The following is a 21,926-nucleotide window of genomic DNA, read 5'->3' as shown; positions in this document are numbered from 1 at the left end:
AATGATGGATGAAATCGCCCTCAGCCGCAAGCGGCTATCAGACGCGGTCCGGTCCGTCAGGCGACAACGCATCTGCAGCATGACGGCGTTCCCGCGGCACCGGATCGAACAACGAGAACAGCACGAGCCCGGCCAGAAACCCGCCGATATGCGCCTGCCAGGCGACGCTGGCGCCGTCGGCTCCGATCGCGATCGAGCCGATCCCGAAGATGAGATTGACGCCGAACCAGACCGCGAGAAAGGCGAGCACGCGACCATCGCGCAGCGCGCGCGACAGCGACAGCGCCGGCACCTTTGCCGCCGCCTCCGCGTCGCCGCGGCTGAAGGAGAGGAAGCTGCCCTTCACGAAGGCAAAGCGGATCGCGGCCGCCATGGTGCCGGAGACGGACGCGGATGCGCCGATCATCGGCGCGATCGCATGCTCATGCGTCAGGAGATGCGCGAGCGCACCGGCAGCCGCCGTGACCGCCATGAACAGATAGAAGCGCAGCGCGCCGAACCGCCGCGCCAGCGCGCTGCCGAACGGCAACAGCCAAAGCACGTTGAAAATGATATGGGTGAGGTTGGCGTGCAGCAGCGAATAGGTAACGAAAGTCCAGACCTTGGCGCCCTCGCCGCCGGGGAAGGTGATGTTGAGCAGCGTGGAATCGTAGCGCTTCGGAATGAAGCCGAAGACGTCGATGGTCCAGTTTTCCCACTCCGGCGGCAGCAGCACGCGCAAGTGGATGACCGCGATCAGCGCGATGTAGGCGGTCAGCGCCGGAGGCAAGGTGAGGATCGGCTCGTGCGGACGATCCGGCGGCGCATCTTGCGGAGGTTCAAACTGCGATCCCAAGGGACTGATGACCTTAGCGCGGCGCGGATGGGCGATCATCCCAGATAGGCGGCTTTGGCCGCATTGTGCAAGTGCACAGGTAAGAAAGAATAAGAGCGGGCCCTGAGAATGCTAGCCTACCCCTGAAATCATTCCACGATTCTAGAAAAACCGGCGGCCTTGGCCCCATCCAGCGCTCATCCCGCACGTGATCGCCAAGGGTTGCGGTGGGGTATGAGCCGATCATAGTTTGGGGTACTCTCTCGAATACCTTGATTTCCTGGAGCTGTGATGGCCAGCACTCGCCTAACCGACACCATTCTCGAAACCCCCGCGGCGGCAATCCCCAATATGGGGGCGTCGAAAGCCGAGATTCAGGCCCACTACGACCGCGAGCCGCGGCTTTACGAGCGGTTTCTCGGGCCCAATCTTGCGTATTCGGCTGGCATTTGGAACGAGCCCGGAAATCGCGACACGCTAGAGGCGGCGCAGCTGCGCAAGCTCGATTGGCACATCGATATGTCTGGAGCGGACAGCGCGCAGCGTGTGCTTGACGTCGGGTTCGGCTGGGGCAGCCTCATCAAGCGGCTGATGGTGCGCAGGCCGGACATCGACTATGTCGGCCTGACGCTTGCCGACAACCAGGCCGAGTACGTGCGAAGCTACGCCCCGCGGAACTTCGTGACCGAGATTTCGGCTTGGCAGGACTATCAGTCGATTCGCCCGTTTGACGCGATCGTGAGCCTCGAGGCGATGGAACACTTTGCCGGCAAGGCGGCGGATCGTCAGCAGCGTATCGAGGCCTACAGTCTGTTCTTCGAGTTCTGCGCTCGCACGCTCAGGGTCGGTGGCCGGGCTTCGATCCAGGTCAACGGTTGGGGTAACATCGAGCTCGGCAGCGAGGCCCGCCACATCAGCCAAAGCGGAATCGACGGTTTCTGGCTCGAGGGCAACTTGCCTCACGCCAGTGAGATGCTGCTCGCCAGCGAACGCTGGTTTGACCTCGTGCATCTCGAAGGAAAGCCGCGCGATTACATCTACACGCTGCGAGCCTGGTTAAGGAATCTGCGGAGCCAGGAGGCCGATCTGGTTGCGCTCGTGGGGCGCGAGATGGTGAGCGATTACATGCACAATCTCAAGACGTGCCTGGATGCCTATCTCGCCGGCGCCGTGACGCTCTATCGCTTGGTGCTCGAGCGCAAGGGATCGGTCGTCGGCTGAGCGGCCCGCGCTGCAACGAGGTGCTGGGCAGGCACACGCACCTTTGTCGCCCAGCCCATGGCCTCGAAACCGCGCAGCGCCCAATAGCCGGGGTCGATCTCGCCCGGGAAGAGCGCGAAGCTTGCTGACCAGGGGAAGGCGTGATGGTTGTTATGCAGCCCCTCGCCGTTCATGGTGAGAGTGTTGACCAGCGCGCTGTTGCGGCTGTCCTCGCGTGTCTCAAAGCGCCGTCGGCCGAAACGATGCGCGATCGAGTTCACCGCCCAGGTGCAATTGAGCTGCCAGAGTGTGCGCAGCGGACCGCCCGCGAAGAAGCCGGCCCAGAATCCATCCATCGTCCCGTACCAGGCGAGACCGATGAAGCCGGGTATGATCCAACTGGCGGCGACCCACAGCCAATACCAACGATCAACCCAGCGAACGACCGGATCGCGGCGTAGATCGCGCACGTAGTCGACGTACACGCAGTAGGCGTCGGACATCACCCATCCAACATGGCCCTGGAAGAAGCCTCGGATGGCGCCGACAATCCCGGCTCCGCGCGGGCGCGGTGAATGCGGGTCGCCGGGCCGGTCGCTGTATCGATGATGCTTGCGATGGATCGAGACCCACCCCAGGATCTGGCCCTGCATGGTCATCGCACCAAGAATTCCGAGCGCCGCCGCGAGCGGCGCACGGGCGACAAAGGCGCGATGGCAGAACAAGCGATGGTAGCCGAGCGTGATGCCGAGGCCGGTGACGAAAGTCACGGACAGCAACAGCAAAGGCTCAAACCAGGTGATGCCGTGGACCGAGAACCACCATACGCCTGCGATGCTGCCCGTCGCCACCAGGACAAGACTGAGGATCGACAGGACCTGCAGCAGCTCGATGCGCAGAACGGGCCCCCTGGGCGTGCGGCCAATCACAATCGTGGGCGGCCACCGGCGCTCAGCGGCAGGATATATCTCCGATGTGTCCATCATTTGAGTGTTCGCATGAAGCGCGCTCGGTGTCACGCTGCTTTGTGTCGCGCTGGCTCTCGACGACTTGTCGCAGGTTCCGGGTGCGCTACAGCTTCTTAGAATAACTTCAACTTGACGCTTGGCACTTCAAGCCACCGAATCGTTCAATTCCCCACCTTGGCTATCGAAGATGGCAGATTTCGTCCAACGGAACACCCGCCACGTTAGCGTGCCCACACCCAGCTCTCCACAATCTGCGGCTCGTAGATTGTCTAGATCGGCATCTGGCCGCACTGCACCGCGTCCTGTTGGTTCTCCAGAACAAACTCGACGGCCTTCGAGATGTCGCTCACAGCTCGTCTTCGTCTCGGAGGTTATAGATCCGCTTGGAACGGCGCTCCAATTCGTCGTACGAACAGACGTGTCGTGGCTGGGTCGTGTGGAGGCACTCACGTTCCCAACCGTGTGTGCGCCTGCCCCCTGAAGCGCCGCACCGACAACGGCGCGGTACCCGCTACATCCGGAACGGGGCGAAGGTCATCTGGCCGTTCCCGAGATCGGTTCCCGCCAAGAAGGCGTTCTGGAAAACGGCGGGCCAAACCGGAAAACGGACCCAGAATCGAAGCCAGAAACTCAGGGAAAAATCAAGCAGATAACGCCTCCTAAAGGCATTGAGGGCGAGCCCTGAGAAGGCCCGCCCTCTGCTGCTGTCGGTCTTGTCGCGCCCAGAGGGAACGGGAGCACATCCCACCCCTCCCCGCCCGATGACCTGATTGTTCGACGCCACCTGTGTACCAACCCGCTGGCCCCTGGAGAACGGCCGGCAAGAACGGGAATGAGCGGACAGTAGAGGGGCATGCGGGCGGCGCCAAGCTCATAGTTAACTTAACGTTAACGCCGCAAAGCTGCCGGAAAGCTTGCGAAAACGTGGCCGCGGCATGGACGCTGCAAAAGTTCCCCTGCACTACTGAGAATGAATGCGCTTGCGCAAAACCGGGACAGATGTGTCCCGGCGCGGCGATCGCGAGGCAAGGTTCTTGAATGAAGCATCCGGGAAGCCGCGAATTCTTCGCTTGTTGGGACAAGACGCGTGGTAACGCGCGCGCGCCCGATCGCTGCGACCTCGATCCCGAGGCCGTTCGCGAGCGGCTCGGCGACATTTTCGTGCTGTCCTACGAGCATGAGGCGGGCTTTCCCTTTCGCGTCGCCGGCACGCGCGTCTGCGCCCTGCTCGGCCGCGACCTCAAGAACAAGAGCTTTTCGGAGCTGTTCACCGGTGAGAGCCGCCGCCAGGTCGAGGATGTCGTCGCCTTTGTCGCCGAGGAGATGCTGCCCGCCGTCGCCGGCGTCACGGCTTCGAGCCAAGCGGGCACGCCGGCGCATCTCGAATTGCTGCTGCTTCCCTTCAACAACCGCGCGCATGTGCCGGTGAGCCTCACCGGACTGCTGGCACCATTCGAGAGCGTTGCGACCACGCTCTCCGATTTCACGCTGACCTCGTGGCGCTATCTGCACCCGCCGGAAAGATTTGTGCCGCGCGCGCTGCGAAAGCTCGCGATCGCGCGCGGATTCACGGTCTATGAGGGACTGCGGTAACCGCTGACGCGGCCGCGCGATCCGGCTATCATCCCTTTGGTTCAACGAAACCGGAGGAACGCCATGGACGCTGCTACGCCGCAGGCGCATCAGACTGCCGACACGCATTCCCATCTCGTGTGCCCGCAGGAAATGGACTGGCAAAAGACCCGTTTCCCTGGCTGCGAGGCCAAGACGCTGCTGTTCGACCGCAAGACCGGCTTGATGACGGCCTTGATGCGCTTTGCGCCGGGTACGGTGCTGCCCGACCACGAGCACGTCAATATCGAGCAGACCTATGTCCTCGAGGGTTCGCTGGTCGACAAGGAAGGCCCGGCGCAGGGCATTGCCGCGAAAGCGGGCGAGTTCATCTGGCGTGAGGCTGGCAGCCGCCACGTCGCCTGGTGCCCCGAAGGCGGATTGATCCTCGCGATCTTCCAGGTGCCGAACAAGTTCTTCGAAGCCGACGGCCGCGTCGTCGACGCGGCTGGTGCGGACTGGGACGAGGCGTGGGGACACACGAAATAACGGGCCGCCGACGTCTTTGCATCCCCGCGCGAGGCAGGTGTGCAAGCCAACTAGCGTGAACGGCGGATCATGCTGCGCTGATCCGCCTCTCGCATTATTGCGAGCTCAGCTCATCACGGCTGCGCAAGATGCCAGGCGCCGTTGAGGAAGCCGTCGCCGGTGATGTCGCCGGGTTTCTGATCCTTGGCGAAGGTGTAAAGCGGCTTGCCCTTGTAGGCCCACTGCTTGGAGCCATCATCACGGGTGATGATGGTGTAGCCCTCGCCCGCCTTGTCGCTCGCCTCAGCCTTCAGCACCGGCCAGTTTGTCGCGCAAGGACCATTGCAGGCAGACTTGCCGTCAGTGTCCTTGTCAAAGGTATAGAGAGTCATGCCCTTCGCATCCGTCAGCACACTTCCCTTCGCGGTGGTTCCGGTCTTGGTCGGCGGTGCGGCAAACGCCACGGAGACCGCCGCCAGGGAAATGGCGGTGGCGAGTGCGAAACCAATCGATGGGTTCTTCATGATAGCTCCTGTAAGGAAATAGCTTGCATGAGTAGGACATACGGAGGCGCGTTCTATTCCGCCGGAGAGCGCGAGGAATTTTTTCGCTACGTCTGCTTGACGAGGGGAATAATTCGGCAAGTGGCTTTCGGCGAAATTCACCGATCCGCCCCTGTCCATCCATTGCCCCCTGTGTCGGTTTTTGCCGGATTTGCGTCATTTCGGAGCGCGGCGTGAGCGAGTAAGTTGCGCGGAGGGGGCGAGGTGACGAATTCGTTGAGCGACGTAAGCAATGAACTGGCGGCTTTTCGCGTGGGGCGGTGTTGCCGCCGCCGCGCTTTTCTTGACCATTGGTGGTGGCTGGCTTCTGACGCTGCCCTCGCGAGCTGCGTCTGGAAACGCGCCGCCGATCGCAAGCCAGGAGGGTGATGCGACCATCGCGGCGTTGAAGCCGCCGAAACGGCAGCGGCCGCTGATCGCGATCGTCGGCATCAATGAGCAGACCGAAACCACCGACTATCTGATGCCCTATGGCATCCTCAAGCGCGCCGACGTCGCCGACGTGGTGACGCTTGCGACGAGACCCGGACCGGTGACGCTGTTTCCGGTGCTGAAGGTCGAGCCGGATGCCACCATCGCAGCATTCGATGCCGAGCACCCTGATGGCGCCGACTATGTCATCGTCCCCGCCATGAGACGTGACGACGATCCGGTCGTCGTGCAATGGATCAGGCAACAGGCGCAAAAGGGCGCGATCGTCATCGGTGTCTGCGTCGGCACCATGGTGGTCGCCAGCACTGGACTGCTCGACGGCAAGCGCGCGACGACGCATTGGTACTCCCTGAAAGACCTGCGCGAGAAGCATCCGACGATCCATTACATCAGGGACCGCAGGATCGTGGTCGACCAGGGCGTTGCGACCACAACGGGGATCACAGCTTCGATGCCGATGTCGCTCACGCTGGTCGAAGCGATCGCCGGCCGCGAGAAGGCAGAAGCCGTTGCCCGCGACATCGGCCTGCCCCATTGGGATGCCCGCCACGACAGCGGCGCGTTCCAGTTCACACGACCGTTCGCGCTCACGGCGATCGGGAACACGCTCGCGTTCTGGAACAAGGAGCAGCTCGGCATCGCGCTTGCGCCCGGCATCGACGAAGTCTCGCTCGCGCTCGCAGCGGACGCATGGTCGCGGACCTATCGTTCGCGCACCGTGACCTTTGCCGCGACGGCGGAGGCGCAGCCAAGCCGCAACGGCCTGCGCATCCTGCCTGATCAGGTCGCGGCCCAGTGGCCCGCCGAGCGATTGCTGCAACCGGTCGGATCACTGGCGCCGGCGCAGGCGCTGGACCAGACCTTGCTGCGGATCGAGGCACGCTATGGCGGCCGCACGGCCGATTTCGTCGCCATGCAGCTCGAATATCCGAGGGAACGCGTACCGGATTGAAGCGGCGTCGGCTCGCCACCAACAATTTTCCCCCGCCGGCGCCACCGTCATCTGCCTGTCACGAAATGTGCCGACTTCTCGCTCGGACCATTTCGAGGACACCGATGGACTATTTCCGACGCTTCACCTTCCTGTTCGCGGCGCCCGTATTCGATCCGGAGGATCTCGAGGGCATCCGCTTCAACCAGATCATCGACGAGATCCAGCGCTCCGGCTTCGAGGTCGTGCGCGCCCGCAAGCTCGAGGATGCCGAGATCGCGGTGCAGACCGACGCGGCGATCGGCTGCATGGTGGTGGACTGGGGCAAGAAGGGGCTGGAGGGCAAGACCGCATCGCTGATCAATTTGATGCGGCGGCGCGGCCTCGACTTCCCGATCATCCTCCTGATCCGCCGCAAGCGGTTCGAGGACCTGCCGGTCGAGGTGCTCGACTTCATCGACGGCTATGTGTTCCTATCAGAGGAAACGCCGCCGTTCATTGCCAAGAATTTGATCAGCCGCCTCAAGCAATATGCCGAGACGCTGAAGACGCCGTTCTTCGGCGCGCTGGTCGACTATGCCGAAGAGGGCAACCAGCTCTGGACCTGCCCCGGCCACAATGGCGGCGTGTTCTACAGCCGCAGCCCGATCGGGCGCGTGTTCGTCGAACATCTCGGCGAGGCCGTGTTCCGCGATGACCTCGACAATTCCGTGCTCGACCTCGGCGACCTCCTGACCCATGAGGGCCCGGCACTGCGGGCGCAGAAGGAAGCCGCCAGGATCTTCGGCGCGGAGAAGACCTATTTCGTGCTCAACGGCACCTCCACGTCCAACAAGGTCGCACTCGGCTCGCTGGTCACCGACGGCGACCTCGTGCTGTTCGACCGCAACAATCACAAGGCCGCCCACCATGGCGCGCTGCTGCTCGGCGGCGGCATCCCGGTCTATGTGCCGACCGTTCGCAACGCCTGGGGGCTGATCGGGCCGATGCGCTGGGACATGCTCGACGAGACGTCGCTGCGCGAGCGCATCCGCAACCATCCGCTGGTCAAGGACAAGGAGGCCTGGAAGCGGCCCCGTCCCTTCCGCGTCGCCGTGGTCGAGCAGTGCACCTATGACGGCACCATTCATAGTGCGGAGATGATCCTGAGGCGCATCGGTCATCTCTGCGACTACATCCTGTTCGACGAAGCCTGGGCCGGCTTCATGAAGTTCCATCCGATCTATGCCGGCCGCTTCGCGATGGGACTTGCCGACCTCGGCCCCGAGGCGCCCGGCATCATCGCCACGCAATCGACCCACAAGCAGCTCGCCAGCTTCTCGCAGGCTTCGCAGATCCATGTCCGCGACCGCCACATCAAGGGCCAGAAGCGCCGGGTCGAACACCGGCGTTTCAACGAGAGCTTCATGCAGCACGCCTCGACCTCGCCGTTCTATCCGCTGTTCGCCTCGCTCGACGTCGGCGCGCAGATGATGAAGGGCCGCTCCGGCGAGGTGCTGTGGGACGACACGATCCGGCTCGGCATCGAGCTGCGCAAGAAAATCCGCGCCACCCGCCGCGAGTTCGAGGAGAACGAGGCGCGTCCCGAGCGGCGCTGGTTCTTCGAACCATTCGTGCCGGATCGCGTGATGATCCCGGACGTCGCGCGCGAAGGCGGGGCGCACAATGTCGCCTGGGAAACCATCTCTACCGACCAGCTCGCGACCAACCCTGCGTTCTGGCAGCTCAAGCCTGACGATAGCTGGCATGGCTTCCCGGAGATGACGGCGGGCTTTGCCATGACCGACCCGAACAAGCTGACGCTGCTCACGCCGGGATTCGACCATGCCACGGGCGCGTATGCCGAACACGGCATCCCCGCCCCGGTGGTGGCGCAATATCTGCGGGAGAACCGGATCGTGGCCGAGAAGAACGACCTCAACTCCCTGCTCTTCCTGCTCACCCCCGGCGTCGAGGCGAGCAAGGCGGGGACGCTGATCTCGGGGCTCGTCGCCTTCAAGAAATTGCATGACGACAATGCGCTGCTCGAAGACGTGATCCCCGAATTCTTCCGCCGCCGGCCTGCCCGCTATGCCGGCGTGCGCCTGCGCGACCTCTGCGGCGACATGCACCGCTTCTTCCGCGCGGCCGATGTGAGCGCGCTGCAGCGCAAGCAGTTCCTGCCCGAGCATTTGCCCGAGATCGAGATGTCGCCGCGCGAAGCGTCACGCTACCTCGTGCGCAACGACGTCGATTATCTCCCGATCGGCGAAATTTCGGGCCGCATCGCCGCAACGCCGTTCGTGGTCTATCCGCCCGGCATCGCCACCATCGTGCCCGGTGAACGGCTGTCGGAACAGACGCGGCCGATGATCGATTACCTCAAGATGTTCGAGGCATCGTTCAATGCGTTCCCGGGCTTCGAGGTCGAGATCCAGGGCGTCTACAAGGAAATCGACGATGCGGGCCACGTGCGCCTGTTCACCTACGTGATTTCCGAGTGACGGCCGATGAACGAAGAGCGGATCATCGTCAGGGCCTCGCGCGAGGCCGATGTCGAAGCCATGCTGTCGATCTACCGCCGCCACATAAGGCGCGGCGTCGACGACAGCGTCGAGGACAGCGGGGTGCCGGAGCCGGATGATTTCCGCGACCGGCGCAAGAATTTCCGCAACCATCGCCTGCCCCATCTGGTCGCGACACGCGACGGCGAGGTGGTCGGTTATGCCTATGTGGTGCTGTTCCGGAAGCGGCCGGCCTATCGCTATGCAGTAAAGCATTCGATCTATGTCCGTCACGACCAGGTCGGCCGCGGCATCGGGCGCCTGCTGCTCGGCGAATTGATCGACGCCTGCGCGGCGGCCGGCTTTCGCCAGATGATCGGCTATATCGACAGCGACAACGCCGCATCGCTGGCGCTGCATCAGCGTTTCGGCTTCGTCCGCGCCGGCCTGTTGCCGGGCGTCGCCTATCGCTTCGGCCGCTGGGCCGACACCGTGATGGTGCAGCGCTCGCTCGGCCCCGGCACCACCGAGCCGCCGCCACCAGCCCCGCTGTCGCGACGCTAAGTTGCGACGGCCGGCTATGTCGGCCGCCAGCGCACGGGGAAGCTCCGCGCCACCGCAAGCGCCGAGCGCTCGTTGGCCTCGAGCGCGATCTTCTGCGCCAGCATGACGTCGCCGGCCACCAGCGTATCCCTCGGCACGAAACACCAGCCCGCATGCAGCCGGCCGAGTTCGTCCAATTCATAGATGTTCATGCCGGTGCCGTGCCGGATCCGGTAGCGTTTGCCGGAGTGGCAGCCAACGACGTCGAAATAGCCGCTCGTCTCGTACTGCACGAGCTGCTCGGGCGTCAGCCATTCCTTCAGCAGCGCCAGACCGCGCGACTGGCTGTCATCCAGTACGCAATATTCGACGAACCGCCGCCAAGCCGCGCGCGACAGCCGCGCGGCCTCGGCGAACGCCCGCGACAGCCTGCCGGACATGACGGACCGGCCTAGCCGCCGACAAGTCGCGGATAGAACAGCGTCTCTTCGGCCTTCGGATCGAAGGAACGGACCACGGTCGGCTGTCCCGACACGTCCCGCACCGCAGCGGTGTAACCGCTCTTCATCAATGCGTCGAAGCGCAGTTGCGCTTCGCGCAGGGCCTTCTCGTCGGCGGGATTGAAATTGTGCCGGCTGTCGCCAGTGTGATCCATCACGATTTGCGTCGCCATCCCCGCACTCCCTTGCTGGATGAAACTGCAAAGCTAATGAGAGATTAGGGCGAAAGTTCCGACAGCGCCAGTGCAAAGTCGCGAGAGACCTTTCGATTTCGCACGCCGGCATGATCGCCTCAATTTTAGCCACCGCCGAACCGGCCGCGGCGCACCGCCTCATAACGGTGGCGGGTTTGTGGCTTGATGAACAGTGAGACCACTTCGGGATGCGCCGCGCGGATCCGCTTCTCCAGCGCCTCGACGCAGCGCTCGATGTCCGGAGTGCGCAATTCGTCGGAAAATTCCAGGCTGAGGCTTGCCACAATCTGGTCCGGGGCGAGGTGAACGGTGGTGACGCCGTTGACGCCCTCGACGCACGGCTCCTTCTCGGCGAGCGCCACGATCGATGCGTTGATCGCACTGTGTGCGGGTTCGCCGATCAGGAGCTCCTTGGTTTCGCGAGCCAATAGCCAGGCGGTTGCCGCCAGCACCAGGCCGATCAGGATCGAGCCGACACCGTCGATTTCGGGCCGTTGCAGGCGGACCGACAAATAGATGCCGAGCGCGGCAATCGAGATGCCGACCAGCGCGGCCGTATCCTCCAAGAGCACCATGAAGGACGGCGGATCCTTGCTTTTCCGCACTGCCTCCAAATAGCTGCTGCCGCCCTTGGAAGCGCGAAATCCCTTCAGCGCGAACCACCATGAGGCGCCCTCGAACAGAAATGACAGCGCCAGCACGACATAGCTCGCCATCACATTCTCGATCGGGATCGGGGTCATCACATGCGAGACGCCCTCATAGAGGGAGACGCCGGCGCCCAGCGCGAACAGCAGGATCGCGACCACGAAGCTCCAGAAATACAGCTCGCGGCCATAGCCGAGCGGATGGCTTGCATCCGGCTCCAGGCTGGACCGATGGTAGCCGTAGAGCAACAGCGCTTCATTGCCGGTATCGACCAGCGAATGCACCCCTTCGCTCAGCATCGAGGAGCTGCCGGTGAACAGCGCCGCGGCAAACTTTGTCACGGCCACCAGGAGATTGCCCGCCAGGGCCGCATAGACAATTTTCTTTGATCGCGACGAAACCCGGGCCATGGTTCTCTTTACCGCAATTCCAAACTGCGGATGCCGCAACGCGTTCCGCAGGCTAGAGTGATGTTCCTGGAACCGGCTTCCCCATCGCGGATTTCCAGTGGCGGTGAGCGCGAAGGCGGATCGGAAGCGGCGGTACGATGTCCCTCGAAGATTCCGCCCGGCATGTCGTCGAGTTCGTCAGGGATCACCGCGCCTGGGCGGCGCCGATCGTGTTCGCCCTCGCCTTCGCTGAATCGCTCGCCTTCCTCTCGCTGCTCGTGCCGGCCTGGGCGGTGCTGGTCGCCATCGGCGCGATGATGCGGAGCGGCGGCATCGCCTTCCTGCCGATGCTCCTTGCCGGCGCGCTTGGTGCAGCGCTCGGCGACTGGCTCTCCTACTGGATCGGCGGCAAGTTCGAGCATTCGATCGCCAGGATATGGCCGTTCTCGCGGTATCCTCATCTTCTGGTGCACGGCGAGGCCTTCCTCAAGAAATGGGGCGTGCTCGCGATCTTCATCGGCCGCTTCTCCGGCCCCTTGCGCGCCTCGGTGCCGATCGTCGCCGGCATGCTGCGGATGCCGCAGCAGCCGTTCCAGATCGCGAATTTCGTCTCGGCGTTCATCTGGGTCGCGGTGCTGCTCCAACTCGGCGACATCGGCGGGATCGCGTGGGCGTGGCTGTGGGAGCATGTGCTGCAGCGGTTCTGGCGGTGAGCGGCGCGCCCGCTGACGCCGTCATTGCGAGCGGAGCGAAGCAATCCATCTCGCCACTTGCGGAGGCATGGATTGCTTCGCTCCGCTCGCAATGACGGGTGGTGAGTTCCGATACAAATTTCAAACAGCGAGAGGATGTGCGTTCGCATTCTCGCGGCACGAACTGCCCGAGCTTTGCATCACGTTCCGCCCTCTCGAAACACAGAGGGCGCAGGGAAAGCCGGGTGCTGGTTGCACCCGTGGGTCCCGTGCAAAAAAAGCACGGGGGTAGGACCACAGGTTCAACCGATTCACACCGGCTTTCCCTGCGCGATGGTTTTACAGCTTACTTCGCGCTCTCCCCGGTGACCGGGCTTTCTTGCCACCGTCGCCTCTCGCGCGAACTTGTTCGCGCAAAAGACTTAGCGCCAGCGTCGGGGCGCCAGGACCACACGACTTCGCCGTCCGCGAGAAGCTGCGTTCGTCTGTCGCAGCAATCGCGTCCACCGCATCTCACCGCAACGTTCGTGACGATCGCGACCCGCCCCTCATTCGCGTGAGACGCGGGGAGTTAAATCACTGATTTGCCCGACGACGGAAGCTGAATATTTTTGCCAAGAGGGATGGACAGACTTTCGAGTGATTTGCCCGACGGGCACTTTTTGCATAGCTCGATAAAATTGCTGACGTGGTTGGAACGTCGCCGCTGCAGCCGCAGTTGAAGGCCAGCGCGCAAGGCACGCCTGAAGCGCGATCGGAAGATGATGCGGTTCAACTCTTCAGCCAAGGTGCGCGCAGCTATGTCTCTGCTCCCCCCAGCCATCGATCGCTCGACTCTCGGTCTGCATTCACTCGAGCATTACGCGCCGCTCATCGGCGCCGCGACGGCGGAACGGATCGAACGAAAGGCCGACCGCGTGCGCATGATGCAGGTCGCGCATATCAGCTCGACCTTCTATGGCGGCGGCGTCACGGAAATCCTTACGCCGCTGACGCTGATGATGAATGCGATGGGGATCGAGACCGACTGGCATCTGGTGCAGGGCACGCCGGGTTTCTTCGCCTGCACCAAGAAGCTGCACAATGCATTGCAAGGACAGGAGCTGGAGTTTTCCGAACAGGAAAAGGCGATCTACGAAGAGGTGGTGTTCGAGAATGCCACCAGGCTGCATCTGGAAAAATGCGATGCGGTCATCGTGCATGATCCGCAGCCGCTGCCGCTGGTGCGACACTTTGCCGAGCGGGAGATGCCATGGTTGTGGCAGTGCCACGTGGATCTCTCCTCGCCTCACCCGCCGGTGTGGGATTATCTGCGTGGGTTCGTCGAACCGTACGACGCCGCCATCTTCTCGCTGCCGGAATACGGGCAAGGCCTCGGCACCGATCAGCGGTTCATGACGCCGGCGATCGATCCGTTTTCCCCCAAGAATGCCGAACTGTCCGAGCAGGAGATCGGGGAGACGCTGAAGTATCATCGCATTCCGACCGATCGCCCGCTGGTGACGCAGATTTCGCGCTTCGACCGGTGGAAGGACCCGATCGGCGTGATCGAGGCGCGCCGGAAAGCGCGCCGGCAGGTGGACTGCACGCTTGTGCTGGTCGGCAACAATGCGAGCGACGATCCCGAAGGCCACGTCATTCTCGAAACCATCAAGCGTTCGATCGACGATCGCGTCATTGTGCTCGCTGTCGATGATCCGATCCTGGTGAATGCGCTGCAACGCCACTCCGCCGTGGTGCTGCAGAAATCGACACGCGAAGGGTTCGGCCTCACCGTGACCGAGGCGATGTGGAAAGGCGCCGCCGTGATCGGCGGCGATGTCGGCGGCATCCGCCACCAGATCACGGATGGCAAGAACGGCTTCCTGGTCAGCACGGTGGACCAGGCCGCCGATCGCATGGTGCAACTCCTGAACGATCCGCAGTTGCGCCGGCGGTTAGGGGCGCGCGCCAAGGAATCCGTGCGCGAGAAATTTCTGATGAGCCGCCTGCTGGAGGACTGGCTCGATCTGCTCGTACGCTACGAGCGGCCGGTCTGCCAATAATTCCCGAAAATATTCGTCAGCGCTGGAACGGCATCTGCGTCGTGCAGTTGACGCTTCGGAATTTTGACGGCGGCCCCGGGGATTGCTGGATTCGGACGCAACATGCGGATTGCGCAGATCGCGCCTTTGGCTGAGAGCATTCCCCCGAAACTTTACGGCGGCACGGAGCGCGTCGTTGCATGGCTGGTCGACGAACTGGTCAAGCTCGGACATCAGGTGACGCTGTTTGCCAGCGGCGATTCAAAAACGCTGGCCGAGCTAGTGCCTGCCTGCCCGCGCGCCTTGCGGCTTGGCCGGCCGCGCGTCGACCCTGTGGCGGCCCAGACGGTGCTTCTGGAATCCGTCGCGCGGCGCGCAAGCGAGTTCGACGTGATCCACGCTCACATCGACTGGCTGCCGCTGCCGCTCCTGAAGCGCCTCGGCGTGCCCTTCCTCACGACCACGCATGGACGGCTGGATCTTCCGGGACTTGCCGATGTCGCGCGCCTGTTTCCCGAAGCGCCCTACGTTTCGATCTCGAACAACCAGAACACGGCGCTGCGCGAGGCCAACTGGATCGGCACCGTCTATCACGGGCTGCCTGCCGACCTGTTCCGCCCCTCCTTCGACGAAGGCCGATATCTCGCCTTTCTCGGCCGGCTCACCGCGAAGAAAGGGCCTGAGGTCGCGATCCGCATTGCGCGCGCCGCGAACATGCCGCTTCGTATCGCGGCGAAAGTGCCGCGCGGCGAACGCGCGTATTTCAAGGAGCGGCTCGAACCCCAGATCGATGGCAACAAGGTGCGGCTGACCGGCGAGGTCAATGACGAGACCAAGCAGAAATTTTTGGCCAGCGCCTCGGCGCTGCTGTTTCCGATCGATTGGCCCGAGCCGTTCGGCCTCGTCATGATCGAAGCGATGGCCTGCGGCACCCCGGTCATCGCTTTCCGCTCCGGCTCGGTGCCGGAGGTGATCGACGACGGAATCACCGGCTTCGTCGTGGACGGCGAAGCTGAAGCCATCGAAGCAATCGGCCGGCTCGGCGAACTCGACCGCCGCAAAGTGCGCGCGCGGTTCGAGGAGCGGTTCACCTCCGAGCGGATGGCGAAGGAATATCTCCGTCATTACGAAGCGCTCGCGCGAATGAAGCCCGCCTACGGCCTTGCAGCCCAGTGAGCACAGGGCGGGTGTCTTGCGCCGGACGCCCGGCTCGTCGTTCAACCTTCGCCGCCGCGCCGACTTCACATGGAGCAGCGAACATACGGCATTTCCACCGGCACCGGCTGCTTGGAGCTGAGGGTGATCTTGTTCTCTCCGGAGATTTTCACGTCGAACTCTACGTCCGAAATCGCGACGCCGTCCGAGCACGCCGCAATCATTCGCACATTCGATCCATCATCGTGCAACGACTTGATCGTGCATTTTTCAAATGTGCCGGTGATCTGCCTTCCCTGGACGATGATGCCGCCCGCGTGGAGATCGGCATCTGGCTTGAAAGCAAGCCTGTTATTCTCTTTGGTAAACACGTCACCGCAGGCCGAGGCGTCGATCGTCCAGGCTCCGTTCAAATCCGCAGCCTGGGTCGCGGCCGGTAGCGTGACGAGAAGGACTGACAGCACCAATCGATTGAAGGTTCTCATGAGACTCTCCGATTAAATGGTTACAAGCGTGATGACTTTTCTTCGAACCGTCATCCCGCTCTCGCTCTTTGTTTGAGCATGATCTTTCGGAAAACCGGTCTCCACTTTTCCGGATCATGCTGTAGGTTACCGGGAGCCCGTTCGATCGGACGTGGAATTGTCGCCAAATCGTCTCTTCGTCGCGGACGGGCGTAGCACCCCGACGTGGCCTTTCGAATCGCTTTTGCGCAGTATCCGAGTGCGACGAGTTGGCGGACCTTTTGTTGATCTAAGTCAATAGTTCTGCCGAGCGCCTGGTCCGGCCGTACCGCGCGACATCTTTCACTTTTGTGCGGCAGCGCAAAACGTGTAGAGATGCACGACCAACGAAGAACAAGCTCAAAGGGAGGCACGACTTGAAACGACTGGCCATGATTGCCGCTGTGCTCGCGATGGCAAGCTCAGCGGCCTCCGCGCAGACCTATCCGGCCCGGCCCATCACCCTGCTGGTGCCGTTTGCGGCCGGCGGGCCGACCGACACGGTGGCGCGGATGACGGCGCAATCGATGTCGAAACTCCTGGGCCAGACCATCATCGTCGAGAACGCCACCGGCGCCGGCGGCACGATTGCGACCGCGCGCGCCGCCCGCGCCGAGCCCGACGGCTATACGCTGCTGGTCCACCACATCGGCATCTCGACGGCGGCAACGCTATACCGCAAGCTGCCCTACGACACCAAGACGGCGTTCGCGCCGATCGGCCTCGTCACCAACGCGCCGATGACCATCATCGCCCGCCCCGACCTGCCGCCGAACAATCTCGCCGAGCTGATCACCTATATCAAGGCGAACGGCGACAAGATGACCTTCGGCAATGCAGGCCTGGGCGCCGCCTCGCATCTCTGCGGCATGCTGTTCATGACCGCCATCGACAAGCAGGTGCTCACCGTGCCCTACAAGGGCAACGCGCCCGTGATGAACGACCTGATCGCAAAACAGATCGACCTCACCTGCGACCAGACCACCAACACCACAGGCCCGATCGCCTCTAAGCTCGTGAAGAGCTACGCCATCACCACCAAATCCCGCCTCGCCTCCATGCCCGATTTGCCCACCGCCGATGAAGCCGGCCTGAAGGGTTTTGAAGTCGGCGCGTGGCACGGCCTCTATGCGCCCAAGGGCACGCCCGACGAGATCGTGCGAAAACTATCCAAGACGCTGCAGGAAGCCCTCCGCGACCCGGACTTGGTGAAGCGCTTCAACGAGATCAACACCGAGCCGGTGGCCCAGGACGAAGCCACGCCCGAAGCGCTGAAGGTGAAGCTGGTGAGCGAAGTGGACCGGTGGAAGCCGATCATCGAGGCGGCGGGGCAGTTCGCGGATTGAGGTAATGTAGGGTGGGTTAGCGAAGCGTAACCCACCGCTTTGATGCGAAACAGCGGCGGATTGCGGTTGGCTGATCCGCCTTATCGCCTACTCACGATTCCAGGATTGGAAATTAGATCGAGAAATGACCCCTCAACGATATATTGAGCAAATATGCCAACCGAATTTCGATGAGTTCGCTGCGGAGCCAACGTCGATACGTAGGGCGTGGTCTACTGCAACAGCACTCTTCCACTTTATCGATTGTCTAGCCGTACAGCGCGGACAAAGAACGTCGATAATCAGAGATGAAGTTGAAGCTGGCTTTCCACAATTTCAAGCCTTAGCGGACATAGCAAACTCGAGCAAACATTTTGAACTGGATCGCGGCTCAAGAAAGGGGCTCTCCGTGGAGGATTTCAAGATCGGCCGCGGCGCAGCGTTTTCAGATGGCTCATATTTTAGCGATGGCACAAGTTTTTCGGATGCGCCCGACGTTATCAGAATAGAATTCAAGGGTGAGCAGATCGACGTCCTAACTCTTTGTCGGCAAGCGCTTGCGCACTTGAAGACCAAATATGGATAACCTGCAAGCCTTCTCCCTTGGCTTCAAGAGAACGCACTAGCTTCTTTCTCGATTGTCGAGGTGCCGAGGGCGTGTCCAGTCTATCGCCCTGCGTACTTTGGAAGGGGAGCTTGTACCAACGGCACAACTCGTAGCCACGTTGCGGCACGTGAACGGCGGATTACGCTGCGCCAATCCGCCCTACGTGCTAACGTACTCCCCGAGTCGAGTTTGGGACCGCCGATGTCGCATCCAGTTGACGACGATCCAATTATGGCCTCTGCAATTGGCCGATGCTCCAACAACTGGACGCATGCCGAGTCGGTTCTTGCTTGGATCTTTGGACATCTAACCGATACAACGCCTACCATTGCCGTTACTGTTTTCAGCTTCTTTAAGGCGACTCGCACGCAACGAGAGGTGTTGACTAAACTTGCCAAGATCAGCCCGTTCATAGCGGATGATCTTGGCGTTCGTCTGCGGGATGCGCTGAAAATCTATCTCGCGCTCGCCGAGGAGCGAAATGAGCTATTGCACAATCCAATTGGACGCAGCGTAGAGAACCAAGTCTACATCATGCTGCGAACAAGGCTTCCCGAGGCCGGAACATTGCCATATCACACGAGACCAATAACACCGGCGGAAATCGACGACCTCTCCGGTAGGATCAAGCACTTCACTTTGGAGCTCAGAGAGATCGAAAGCGCTATCCGGCAGGCGAAATTCCCGTCTGGCAACGCGAATTGGCGGAATCGCGGATAGAACCGTCAGCCGCGTATTTGCGCCCCTGTTCGTGCCACTTCAGCGCTTAGGGCGGATTAGCCGAAGGCGTAATCCGCCACTTTGCGGCACGTGGACGGCAGATGACGCTGCGCTAACTCTACAGACGACGCCGGTTTTCGCTGCGGCAATTTACAGGCAGACTCCGCCGCCGGAGTTGGATGGTACTTGGTATCTGGATCGCAAATAGCGGCTGCCTCCGCCTTCCCATAGCCGCGCAGATCTTACCTCCAACAGTCGCCCCCACCGACAGAGCTACCCCCGACACGGCCGACATTCGGCACGAATGCTTGACAAGGCCGGCATGCTCTCGCACTCATCAACCTCCGCTTGTTGCAGGAAATTGCAAACCGATTCGTGTTTTTCAGCGGGTTGCTGGAGTGGCCGACATGCCTGAGATCGCTTTCTCAACGCGACTGACAGAAGACGATTGGGATCCTTCGAAGAAGGCATGGCATTGTCCCGCGCTCGGCATCCCGTCAGCCGATGTGAAGAACGTCTACGTCAATGGGAATCGGGTAGATTCCAAGAACTGGGAAAAACTTCTTGGCCCTCCCATGATACGTTGGGTGATCCAACGTCCTCCAACCGAGATAGTTGCGGATATCGTCATTCCGGAAACGCTCATACCGGAAAATGAAAAAACGAAGGTTGAGGTGGAGGCCGACCGTTGGAAGAAATTAGCCATCTTGCTCCCGTTCCTGGCTACCATCATCTCTGCCCTGATAACGGGCTTCACCACCTATTGGAGCAAGGCCGAGGGACATATTTCCGGCTTTGATCCCGCATCAAGAGAAACCGCCTCTTTCAACACCTGGGCAGCAATCAAGACCGCTGAGGCGGCTTCCTTTAGCCTGTCCCGCGACGACATCGACGTCGAGAGATATACGCAGAAAGCAGATCGCGCGAAGTATCGCCTCATTGTGGGCATTCGCCCCAGGGAGGCTGGGCCCACTGAGGATGGTAGCTATAAATACGCGTTTGGTCCTTATCCGTTTGACGCGGTCTCGTACCGAAATGCTGAACTGGATGACGAGATGAAGTCGTTCATCGGTAATGGCGGTTGCGCAAGTTTCGTTCTATTCCGCGTGACTGCCACTAAACTCGCTGCCGTGCCTATTAAGCGACCGTTCTTGCCGAGCGATTACGGGAGCGACATCAAGGTCGTGGATAGCAGGTTGGATGGCGGCTGCTCATAGGGTCCGCTTTTCGGATGTGACCGGCGGATTACGCTGCGCTAATCCGCCCTACGGACTGCCTCTCCTCCCCCCCCCGCCAATCCGCTGACTACGCGGAGGCTAGCTTCACTCACCCCCTATCTACTCCACCTTGGTCTAAATATGTCCGCTCAATCTGAGAACAATCGGCCGAAGTCGAACTGGGCGCAAATCGCATCCGCGGTCATTGCTGGCTTCGCCTTCGTCATCGTCGTTGCTCAAGTCTACTTCATCAGCAAGAACTTCAAAGAAGTGGCTGCCCGCCAAGTCTACATGTCATACAGCGAATCTGCGTTGCGGCACCCGGAATACGCTGAGCCTGATCTGTTGGAGATCAAGGCAGACCGAAAGAAACTCGCCCAATACAAAAATTACGTCGCGCATCTGCTGTTTGCGTACGACGAGATGCTGGAAGCATTCGACAAGCCGGAATGGCGAAAAAGCTTCGATGAAGAGATCAAGTACCATCACCAATACATCTGCGAAGACATGCCCCCGGCTCTCGACGAAATTTACTTTGAGAATATGCGAAAGCTTCTCGGAGAGATTCGGGCCAAGTGCCCCGCCAAGAACTAAGACCTTCCTGCGAAGCTGCGTCGCAGCTCACAGGGCGGATCAGCCGAAGACGTGATCCGCCGTTTTGTGGTACGTGAACGGCGGACTACGCGGAGCCTGTCATCGGGCCGCGCGAAGCGCGGACCCGGTGGCTGATCCGCCCTACGCGTTGAGGTGTGGCTGTGACACGCGAGATCGCATTCCGCGAAGCCTTGCACTCCGTAACGCCTGACTTGATTGCGGACCTCTATCTTTATCCGGTCGAGGCAGGTGGAAGGACTGGGCCGGTTCGTCTTGGCTGGGGCTGCCCGTGCACCAAGGACAGAAGTGTTGATGAGGGCTGGGATGGTTATCCGCTGCTCGAACGCGCCATGATGCCGGGCGAGCGGAGGCGGCTGGGTTTCGTGTTCTTGTGTCGCGAAGAGGCGGCGCAAGCGCTCGGAGCGACGGATCGCTTTTATCTCTGGGAGGGTCGGTGGATCGGCGAGGCGGCTGTCGTTCGATAGCCGTGCGCGGGCCTTTCAGGATTTGCCAAACGCTGCCGATCGGCGACGCGGAACATCGTCGCCGACTTGCGGGCGGACGGCGCCGCCCGGCAGTTCGTCAAGCTTTGTCGTTTAGCGGTGAGGTCGTGAACCTAGCACCAGCGGCAGCGGCCCCAGCGGGCGCAGCAGCCGCCGCAACCTCCACAGCCACCGCAGCCACGCCAGCCTACTCCGCAGCCACGGCAGGCGCGGCAGCCGCGGCAACCACCGCAACCTCGGCAGCCGCGAACGACAACGGCGGCCAGTTGCACGCCGGGGTCGGCGTTTTCCTTATCGAACAGATAGAACGTGGCGAGACTGACGTCGGCCATTTCCTCTTCACCAAGGACCAGGCGCTGATTGGGCGAGAAGTCGTCGGACTGCGGGATGTCAGCGGTGGGTATCGCGGACGCAGACGCGCTCCCCGCCAGCGAAAGACCGAGGCCCGCTGTACCGAACGCCGTTACGGCGGCGGCTTTGGTTGTACGCGCCTGCTTTGTAGCTTGGTTCACCCGTGGCATTTTCGCACCCTTTGTAAGTTGTTGTGCAAGGGTCAACTTGCCGCAGCTATGTGCCTGCAGGCCTAGAATTGCGATCTTGCGCATCCGGTTCCCTTCGCGCTGGGCTTTTCTTGAGGCGCCACCGGCGGGAGGGGAGCGGGAGGGATATTGAGGCAGCAGTGCTGTCCAAACGTGGCGCGCCGAGACCGCGTCTTCTGAAAGCAGGACGCGCTCGCTCCTGACTGACGACATCGCGCGCTTTCGGATCGGCAAGCCTTGCGGAGAGCGCGCGGGTTGGCGTTAGCGTCATCCGCTGTCTTCGCGCCCGCGGATCGCGCCTTT

23 protein-coding genes are annotated in these 21,926 nt (G+C 61.9%); 15 read left to right on the top strand and 8 right to left on the bottom strand.

The features are described 5' to 3' along the window. Window positions 1-37 precede the first annotated feature (37 nt). Window positions 38-835, bottom strand: a complete 798-nt coding sequence (locus AC5ZGW_RS30885) for a rhomboid family intramembrane serine protease (RefSeq protein WP_245475061.1) — start codon at window positions 833-835, stop codon at window positions 38-40. 270 nt (window positions 836-1,105) lie between these two features. Here AC5ZGW_RS30885 and AC5ZGW_RS30880 point away from each other — a divergent pair, with 270 nt between their 5' ends. Further along, a complete protein-coding gene (locus tag AC5ZGW_RS30880) occupies window positions 1,106-2,035 on the top strand; it encodes a class I SAM-dependent methyltransferase (RefSeq protein ID WP_130229765.1) in 930 nt (309 codons plus the stop codon). On the opposite strand, the gene AC5ZGW_RS30875 is transcribed toward AC5ZGW_RS30880, so the two are convergent. Beyond that, on the bottom strand, window positions 1,993-3,000 hold the full coding sequence (locus tag AC5ZGW_RS30875; protein WP_130229766.1) for an acyl-CoA desaturase: 1,008 nt from the start codon (window positions 2,998-3,000) through the stop codon (window positions 1,993-1,995). The genes AC5ZGW_RS30880 and AC5ZGW_RS30875 overlap by 43 nt on opposite strands. A 1,020-nt stretch (window positions 3,001-4,020) precedes the next feature. On the opposite strand from AC5ZGW_RS30875, the gene AC5ZGW_RS30870 reads away from it, so the two are divergent. Together AC5ZGW_RS30870 and AC5ZGW_RS30865 are read left to right on the top strand one after the other, a co-directional pair. Further along, entirely contained in the window at window positions 4,021-4,575 is a 555-nt protein-coding gene (locus AC5ZGW_RS30870) for a PAS domain-containing protein (RefSeq protein WP_130229767.1), read from the top strand. A 63-nt stretch (window positions 4,576-4,638) separates the two neighbouring features. Further along, window positions 4,639-5,082, top strand: coding sequence for a cupin domain-containing protein (locus AC5ZGW_RS30865; RefSeq protein ID WP_130229768.1), 444 nt, complete (start codon window positions 4,639-4,641; stop codon window positions 5,080-5,082). A gap of 113 nt (window positions 5,083-5,195) precedes the next feature. Here the strand turns inward: AC5ZGW_RS30865 and AC5ZGW_RS30860 are convergent, their stop codons facing one another. Continuing rightward, on the bottom strand, window positions 5,196-5,585 hold the full coding sequence (locus AC5ZGW_RS30860; protein ID WP_130229769.1) for a COG4315 family predicted lipoprotein: 390 nt from the start codon (window positions 5,583-5,585) through the stop codon (window positions 5,196-5,198). A gap of 271 nt (window positions 5,586-5,856) precedes the next feature. Between AC5ZGW_RS30860 and AC5ZGW_RS30855 the strand changes: the two genes are divergently transcribed. The 3 genes from AC5ZGW_RS30855 (at window position 5,857) to AC5ZGW_RS30845 (ending at window position 10,034) form a co-directional block, all read left to right on the top strand. Further along, window positions 5,857-7,008, top strand: coding sequence for a DJ-1/PfpI family protein (locus AC5ZGW_RS30855; protein WP_130229770.1), 1,152 nt, complete (start codon window positions 5,857-5,859; stop codon window positions 7,006-7,008). 104 nt (window positions 7,009-7,112) lie between these two features. Continuing rightward, on the top strand, window positions 7,113-9,470 hold the full coding sequence (locus AC5ZGW_RS30850) for an Orn/Lys/Arg family decarboxylase (RefSeq protein ID WP_130229771.1): 2,358 nt from the start codon (window positions 7,113-7,115) through the stop codon (window positions 9,468-9,470). A 6-nt stretch (window positions 9,471-9,476) separates the two neighbouring features. Further along, window positions 9,477-10,034, top strand: coding sequence for a GNAT family N-acetyltransferase (locus AC5ZGW_RS30845; RefSeq protein WP_130229772.1), 558 nt, complete (start codon window positions 9,477-9,479; stop codon window positions 10,032-10,034). Between the two features lie 14 nt (window positions 10,035-10,048). Here the strand turns inward: AC5ZGW_RS30845 and AC5ZGW_RS30840 are convergent, their stop codons facing one another. From AC5ZGW_RS30840 to AC5ZGW_RS30830, 3 genes are all read right to left on the bottom strand, one after another. Further along, window positions 10,049-10,453, bottom strand: coding sequence for a hypothetical protein (locus AC5ZGW_RS30840; RefSeq protein ID WP_245287252.1), 405 nt, complete (start codon window positions 10,451-10,453; stop codon window positions 10,049-10,051). 11 nt (window positions 10,454-10,464) lie between these two features. Beyond that, window positions 10,465-10,686 carry a hypothetical protein gene (locus AC5ZGW_RS30835; protein ID WP_130229773.1) on the bottom strand — a complete coding sequence of 74 codons (222 nt, stop codon included), beginning with the start codon at window positions 10,684-10,686 and terminating at the stop codon, window positions 10,465-10,467. A 125-nt stretch (window positions 10,687-10,811) separates the two neighbouring features. Then, window positions 10,812-11,765: a cation diffusion facilitator family transporter gene (locus AC5ZGW_RS30830; RefSeq protein ID WP_130229774.1), complete on the bottom strand. Its 954-nt coding sequence runs from the start codon at window positions 11,763-11,765 to the stop codon at window positions 10,812-10,814. A 137-nt stretch (window positions 11,766-11,902) separates the two neighbouring features. Here AC5ZGW_RS30830 and AC5ZGW_RS30825 point away from each other — a divergent pair, with 137 nt between their 5' ends. The 3 genes from AC5ZGW_RS30825 to AC5ZGW_RS30815 all read left to right on the top strand — a co-directional run bounded on the left by AC5ZGW_RS30825 (window position 11,903) and on the right by AC5ZGW_RS30815 (window position 15,636). Further along, a complete protein-coding gene (locus tag AC5ZGW_RS30825; RefSeq protein ID WP_130229775.1) occupies window positions 11,903-12,457 on the top strand; it encodes a DedA family protein in 555 nt (184 codons plus the stop codon). A 779-nt stretch (window positions 12,458-13,236) separates the two neighbouring features. Beyond that, the gene (locus AC5ZGW_RS30820; protein WP_130230146.1) at window positions 13,237-14,481 is read left to right on the top strand and encodes a glycosyltransferase; all 1,245 of its coding nucleotides are present in this window, start codon (window positions 13,237-13,239) and stop codon (window positions 14,479-14,481) included. A 102-nt stretch (window positions 14,482-14,583) separates the two neighbouring features. Further along, window positions 14,584-15,636, top strand: a complete 1,053-nt coding sequence (locus AC5ZGW_RS30815; protein WP_130230148.1) for a glycosyltransferase family 4 protein — start codon at window positions 14,584-14,586, stop codon at window positions 15,634-15,636. A gap of 65 nt (window positions 15,637-15,701) precedes the next feature. On the opposite strand, the gene AC5ZGW_RS30810 is transcribed toward AC5ZGW_RS30815, so the two are convergent. Beyond that, window positions 15,702-16,100 (bottom strand): hypothetical protein, encoded by a 399-nt coding sequence (locus AC5ZGW_RS30810; protein ID WP_130230150.1) that lies wholly within the window; start codon window positions 16,098-16,100, stop codon window positions 15,702-15,704. 410 nt (window positions 16,101-16,510) lie between these two features. Here AC5ZGW_RS30810 and AC5ZGW_RS30805 point away from each other — a divergent pair, with 410 nt between their 5' ends. The 6 genes from AC5ZGW_RS30805 to AC5ZGW_RS30780 all read left to right on the top strand — a co-directional run bounded on the left by AC5ZGW_RS30805 (window position 16,511) and on the right by AC5ZGW_RS30780 (window position 21,066). Further along, window positions 16,511-17,464 (top strand): tripartite tricarboxylate transporter substrate-binding protein, encoded by a 954-nt coding sequence (locus AC5ZGW_RS30805; protein WP_130230168.1) that lies wholly within the window; start codon window positions 16,511-16,513, stop codon window positions 17,462-17,464. Between the two features lie 124 nt (window positions 17,465-17,588). Next, entirely contained in the window at window positions 17,589-18,029 is a 441-nt protein-coding gene (locus tag AC5ZGW_RS30800; protein WP_130230152.1) for a hypothetical protein, read from the top strand. A 222-nt stretch (window positions 18,030-18,251) separates the two neighbouring features. Then, entirely contained in the window at window positions 18,252-18,770 is a 519-nt protein-coding gene (locus tag AC5ZGW_RS30795; RefSeq protein WP_130230154.1) for a hypothetical protein, read from the top strand. A gap of 407 nt (window positions 18,771-19,177) precedes the next feature. Continuing rightward, on the top strand, window positions 19,178-19,987 hold the full coding sequence (locus tag AC5ZGW_RS30790; protein ID WP_130230156.1) for a hypothetical protein: 810 nt from the start codon (window positions 19,178-19,180) through the stop codon (window positions 19,985-19,987). Window positions 19,988-20,128: 141 nt separating this feature from the next. Further along, a complete protein-coding gene (locus AC5ZGW_RS30785) occupies window positions 20,129-20,581 on the top strand; it encodes a hypothetical protein (RefSeq protein WP_130230158.1) in 453 nt (150 codons plus the stop codon). Window positions 20,582-20,742: 161 nt separating this feature from the next. Then, the gene (locus tag AC5ZGW_RS30780; RefSeq protein ID WP_207231157.1) at window positions 20,743-21,066 is read left to right on the top strand and encodes a hypothetical protein; all 324 of its coding nucleotides are present in this window, start codon (window positions 20,743-20,745) and stop codon (window positions 21,064-21,066) included. Window positions 21,067-21,197: 131 nt separating this feature from the next. Here the strand turns inward: AC5ZGW_RS30780 and AC5ZGW_RS30775 are convergent, their stop codons facing one another. Further along, window positions 21,198-21,689, bottom strand: coding sequence for a hypothetical protein (locus AC5ZGW_RS30775; RefSeq protein ID WP_130230160.1), 492 nt, complete (start codon window positions 21,687-21,689; stop codon window positions 21,198-21,200). Window positions 21,690-21,926: the final 237 nt, after the last annotated feature.

This window comes from Bradyrhizobium sp. Crot121 (assembly GCF_059512385.1).
This window is presented reverse-complemented; position numbering and strand designations above follow the sequence as displayed.

Excerpts from the sequence above, each read along its gene's own strand:
- AC5ZGW_RS30775 (WP_130230160.1), bottom strand. The coding sequence starts at position 21,689 with ATGCGCAAGATCGCAATTCTAGGCCTGCAGGCACATAGCTGCGGCAAG.
- AC5ZGW_RS30855 (WP_130229770.1), top strand. The coding sequence starts at position 5,857 with ATGAACTGGCGGCTTTTCGCGTGGGGCGGTGTTGCCGCCGCCGCGCTT.
- AC5ZGW_RS30845 (WP_130229772.1), top strand. The coding sequence starts at position 9,477 with ATGAACGAAGAGCGGATCATCGTCAGGGCCTCGCGCGAGGCCGATGTC.
- AC5ZGW_RS30800 (WP_130230152.1), top strand. The coding sequence starts at position 17,589 with ATGACCCCTCAACGATATATTGAGCAAATATGCCAACCGAATTTCGAT.
- AC5ZGW_RS30865 (WP_130229768.1), top strand. The coding sequence starts at position 4,639 with ATGGACGCTGCTACGCCGCAGGCGCATCAGACTGCCGACACGCATTCC.
- AC5ZGW_RS30880 (WP_130229765.1), top strand. The coding sequence starts at position 1,106 with ATGGCCAGCACTCGCCTAACCGACACCATTCTCGAAACCCCCGCGGCG.
- AC5ZGW_RS30835 (WP_130229773.1), bottom strand. The coding sequence starts at position 10,686 with ATGGCGACGCAAATCGTGATGGATCACACTGGCGACAGCCGGCACAAT.
- AC5ZGW_RS30870 (WP_130229767.1), top strand. The coding sequence starts at position 4,021 with ATGAAGCATCCGGGAAGCCGCGAATTCTTCGCTTGTTGGGACAAGACG.
- AC5ZGW_RS30810 (WP_130230150.1), bottom strand. The coding sequence starts at position 16,100 with ATGAGAACCTTCAATCGATTGGTGCTGTCAGTCCTTCTCGTCACGCTA.
- AC5ZGW_RS30795 (WP_130230154.1), top strand. The coding sequence starts at position 18,252 with ATGTCGCATCCAGTTGACGACGATCCAATTATGGCCTCTGCAATTGGC.
- AC5ZGW_RS30790 (WP_130230156.1), top strand. The coding sequence starts at position 19,178 with ATGCCTGAGATCGCTTTCTCAACGCGACTGACAGAAGACGATTGGGAT.
- AC5ZGW_RS30850 (WP_130229771.1), top strand. The coding sequence starts at position 7,113 with ATGGACTATTTCCGACGCTTCACCTTCCTGTTCGCGGCGCCCGTATTC.
- AC5ZGW_RS30820 (WP_130230146.1), top strand. The coding sequence starts at position 13,237 with ATGTCTCTGCTCCCCCCAGCCATCGATCGCTCGACTCTCGGTCTGCAT.
- AC5ZGW_RS30785 (WP_130230158.1), top strand. The coding sequence starts at position 20,129 with ATGTCCGCTCAATCTGAGAACAATCGGCCGAAGTCGAACTGGGCGCAA.
- AC5ZGW_RS30815 (WP_130230148.1), top strand. The coding sequence starts at position 14,584 with ATGCGGATTGCGCAGATCGCGCCTTTGGCTGAGAGCATTCCCCCGAAA.
- AC5ZGW_RS30805 (WP_130230168.1), top strand. The coding sequence starts at position 16,511 with ATGATTGCCGCTGTGCTCGCGATGGCAAGCTCAGCGGCCTCCGCGCAG.
- AC5ZGW_RS30840 (WP_245287252.1), bottom strand. The coding sequence starts at position 10,453 with ATGTCCGGCAGGCTGTCGCGGGCGTTCGCCGAGGCCGCGCGGCTGTCG.
- AC5ZGW_RS30830 (WP_130229774.1), bottom strand. The coding sequence starts at position 11,765 with ATGGCCCGGGTTTCGTCGCGATCAAAGAAAATTGTCTATGCGGCCCTG.
- AC5ZGW_RS30875 (WP_130229766.1), bottom strand. The coding sequence starts at position 3,000 with ATGATGGACACATCGGAGATATATCCTGCCGCTGAGCGCCGGTGGCCG.
- AC5ZGW_RS30860 (WP_130229769.1), bottom strand. The coding sequence starts at position 5,585 with ATGAAGAACCCATCGATTGGTTTCGCACTCGCCACCGCCATTTCCCTG.
- AC5ZGW_RS30825 (WP_130229775.1), top strand. The coding sequence starts at position 11,903 with ATGTCCCTCGAAGATTCCGCCCGGCATGTCGTCGAGTTCGTCAGGGAT.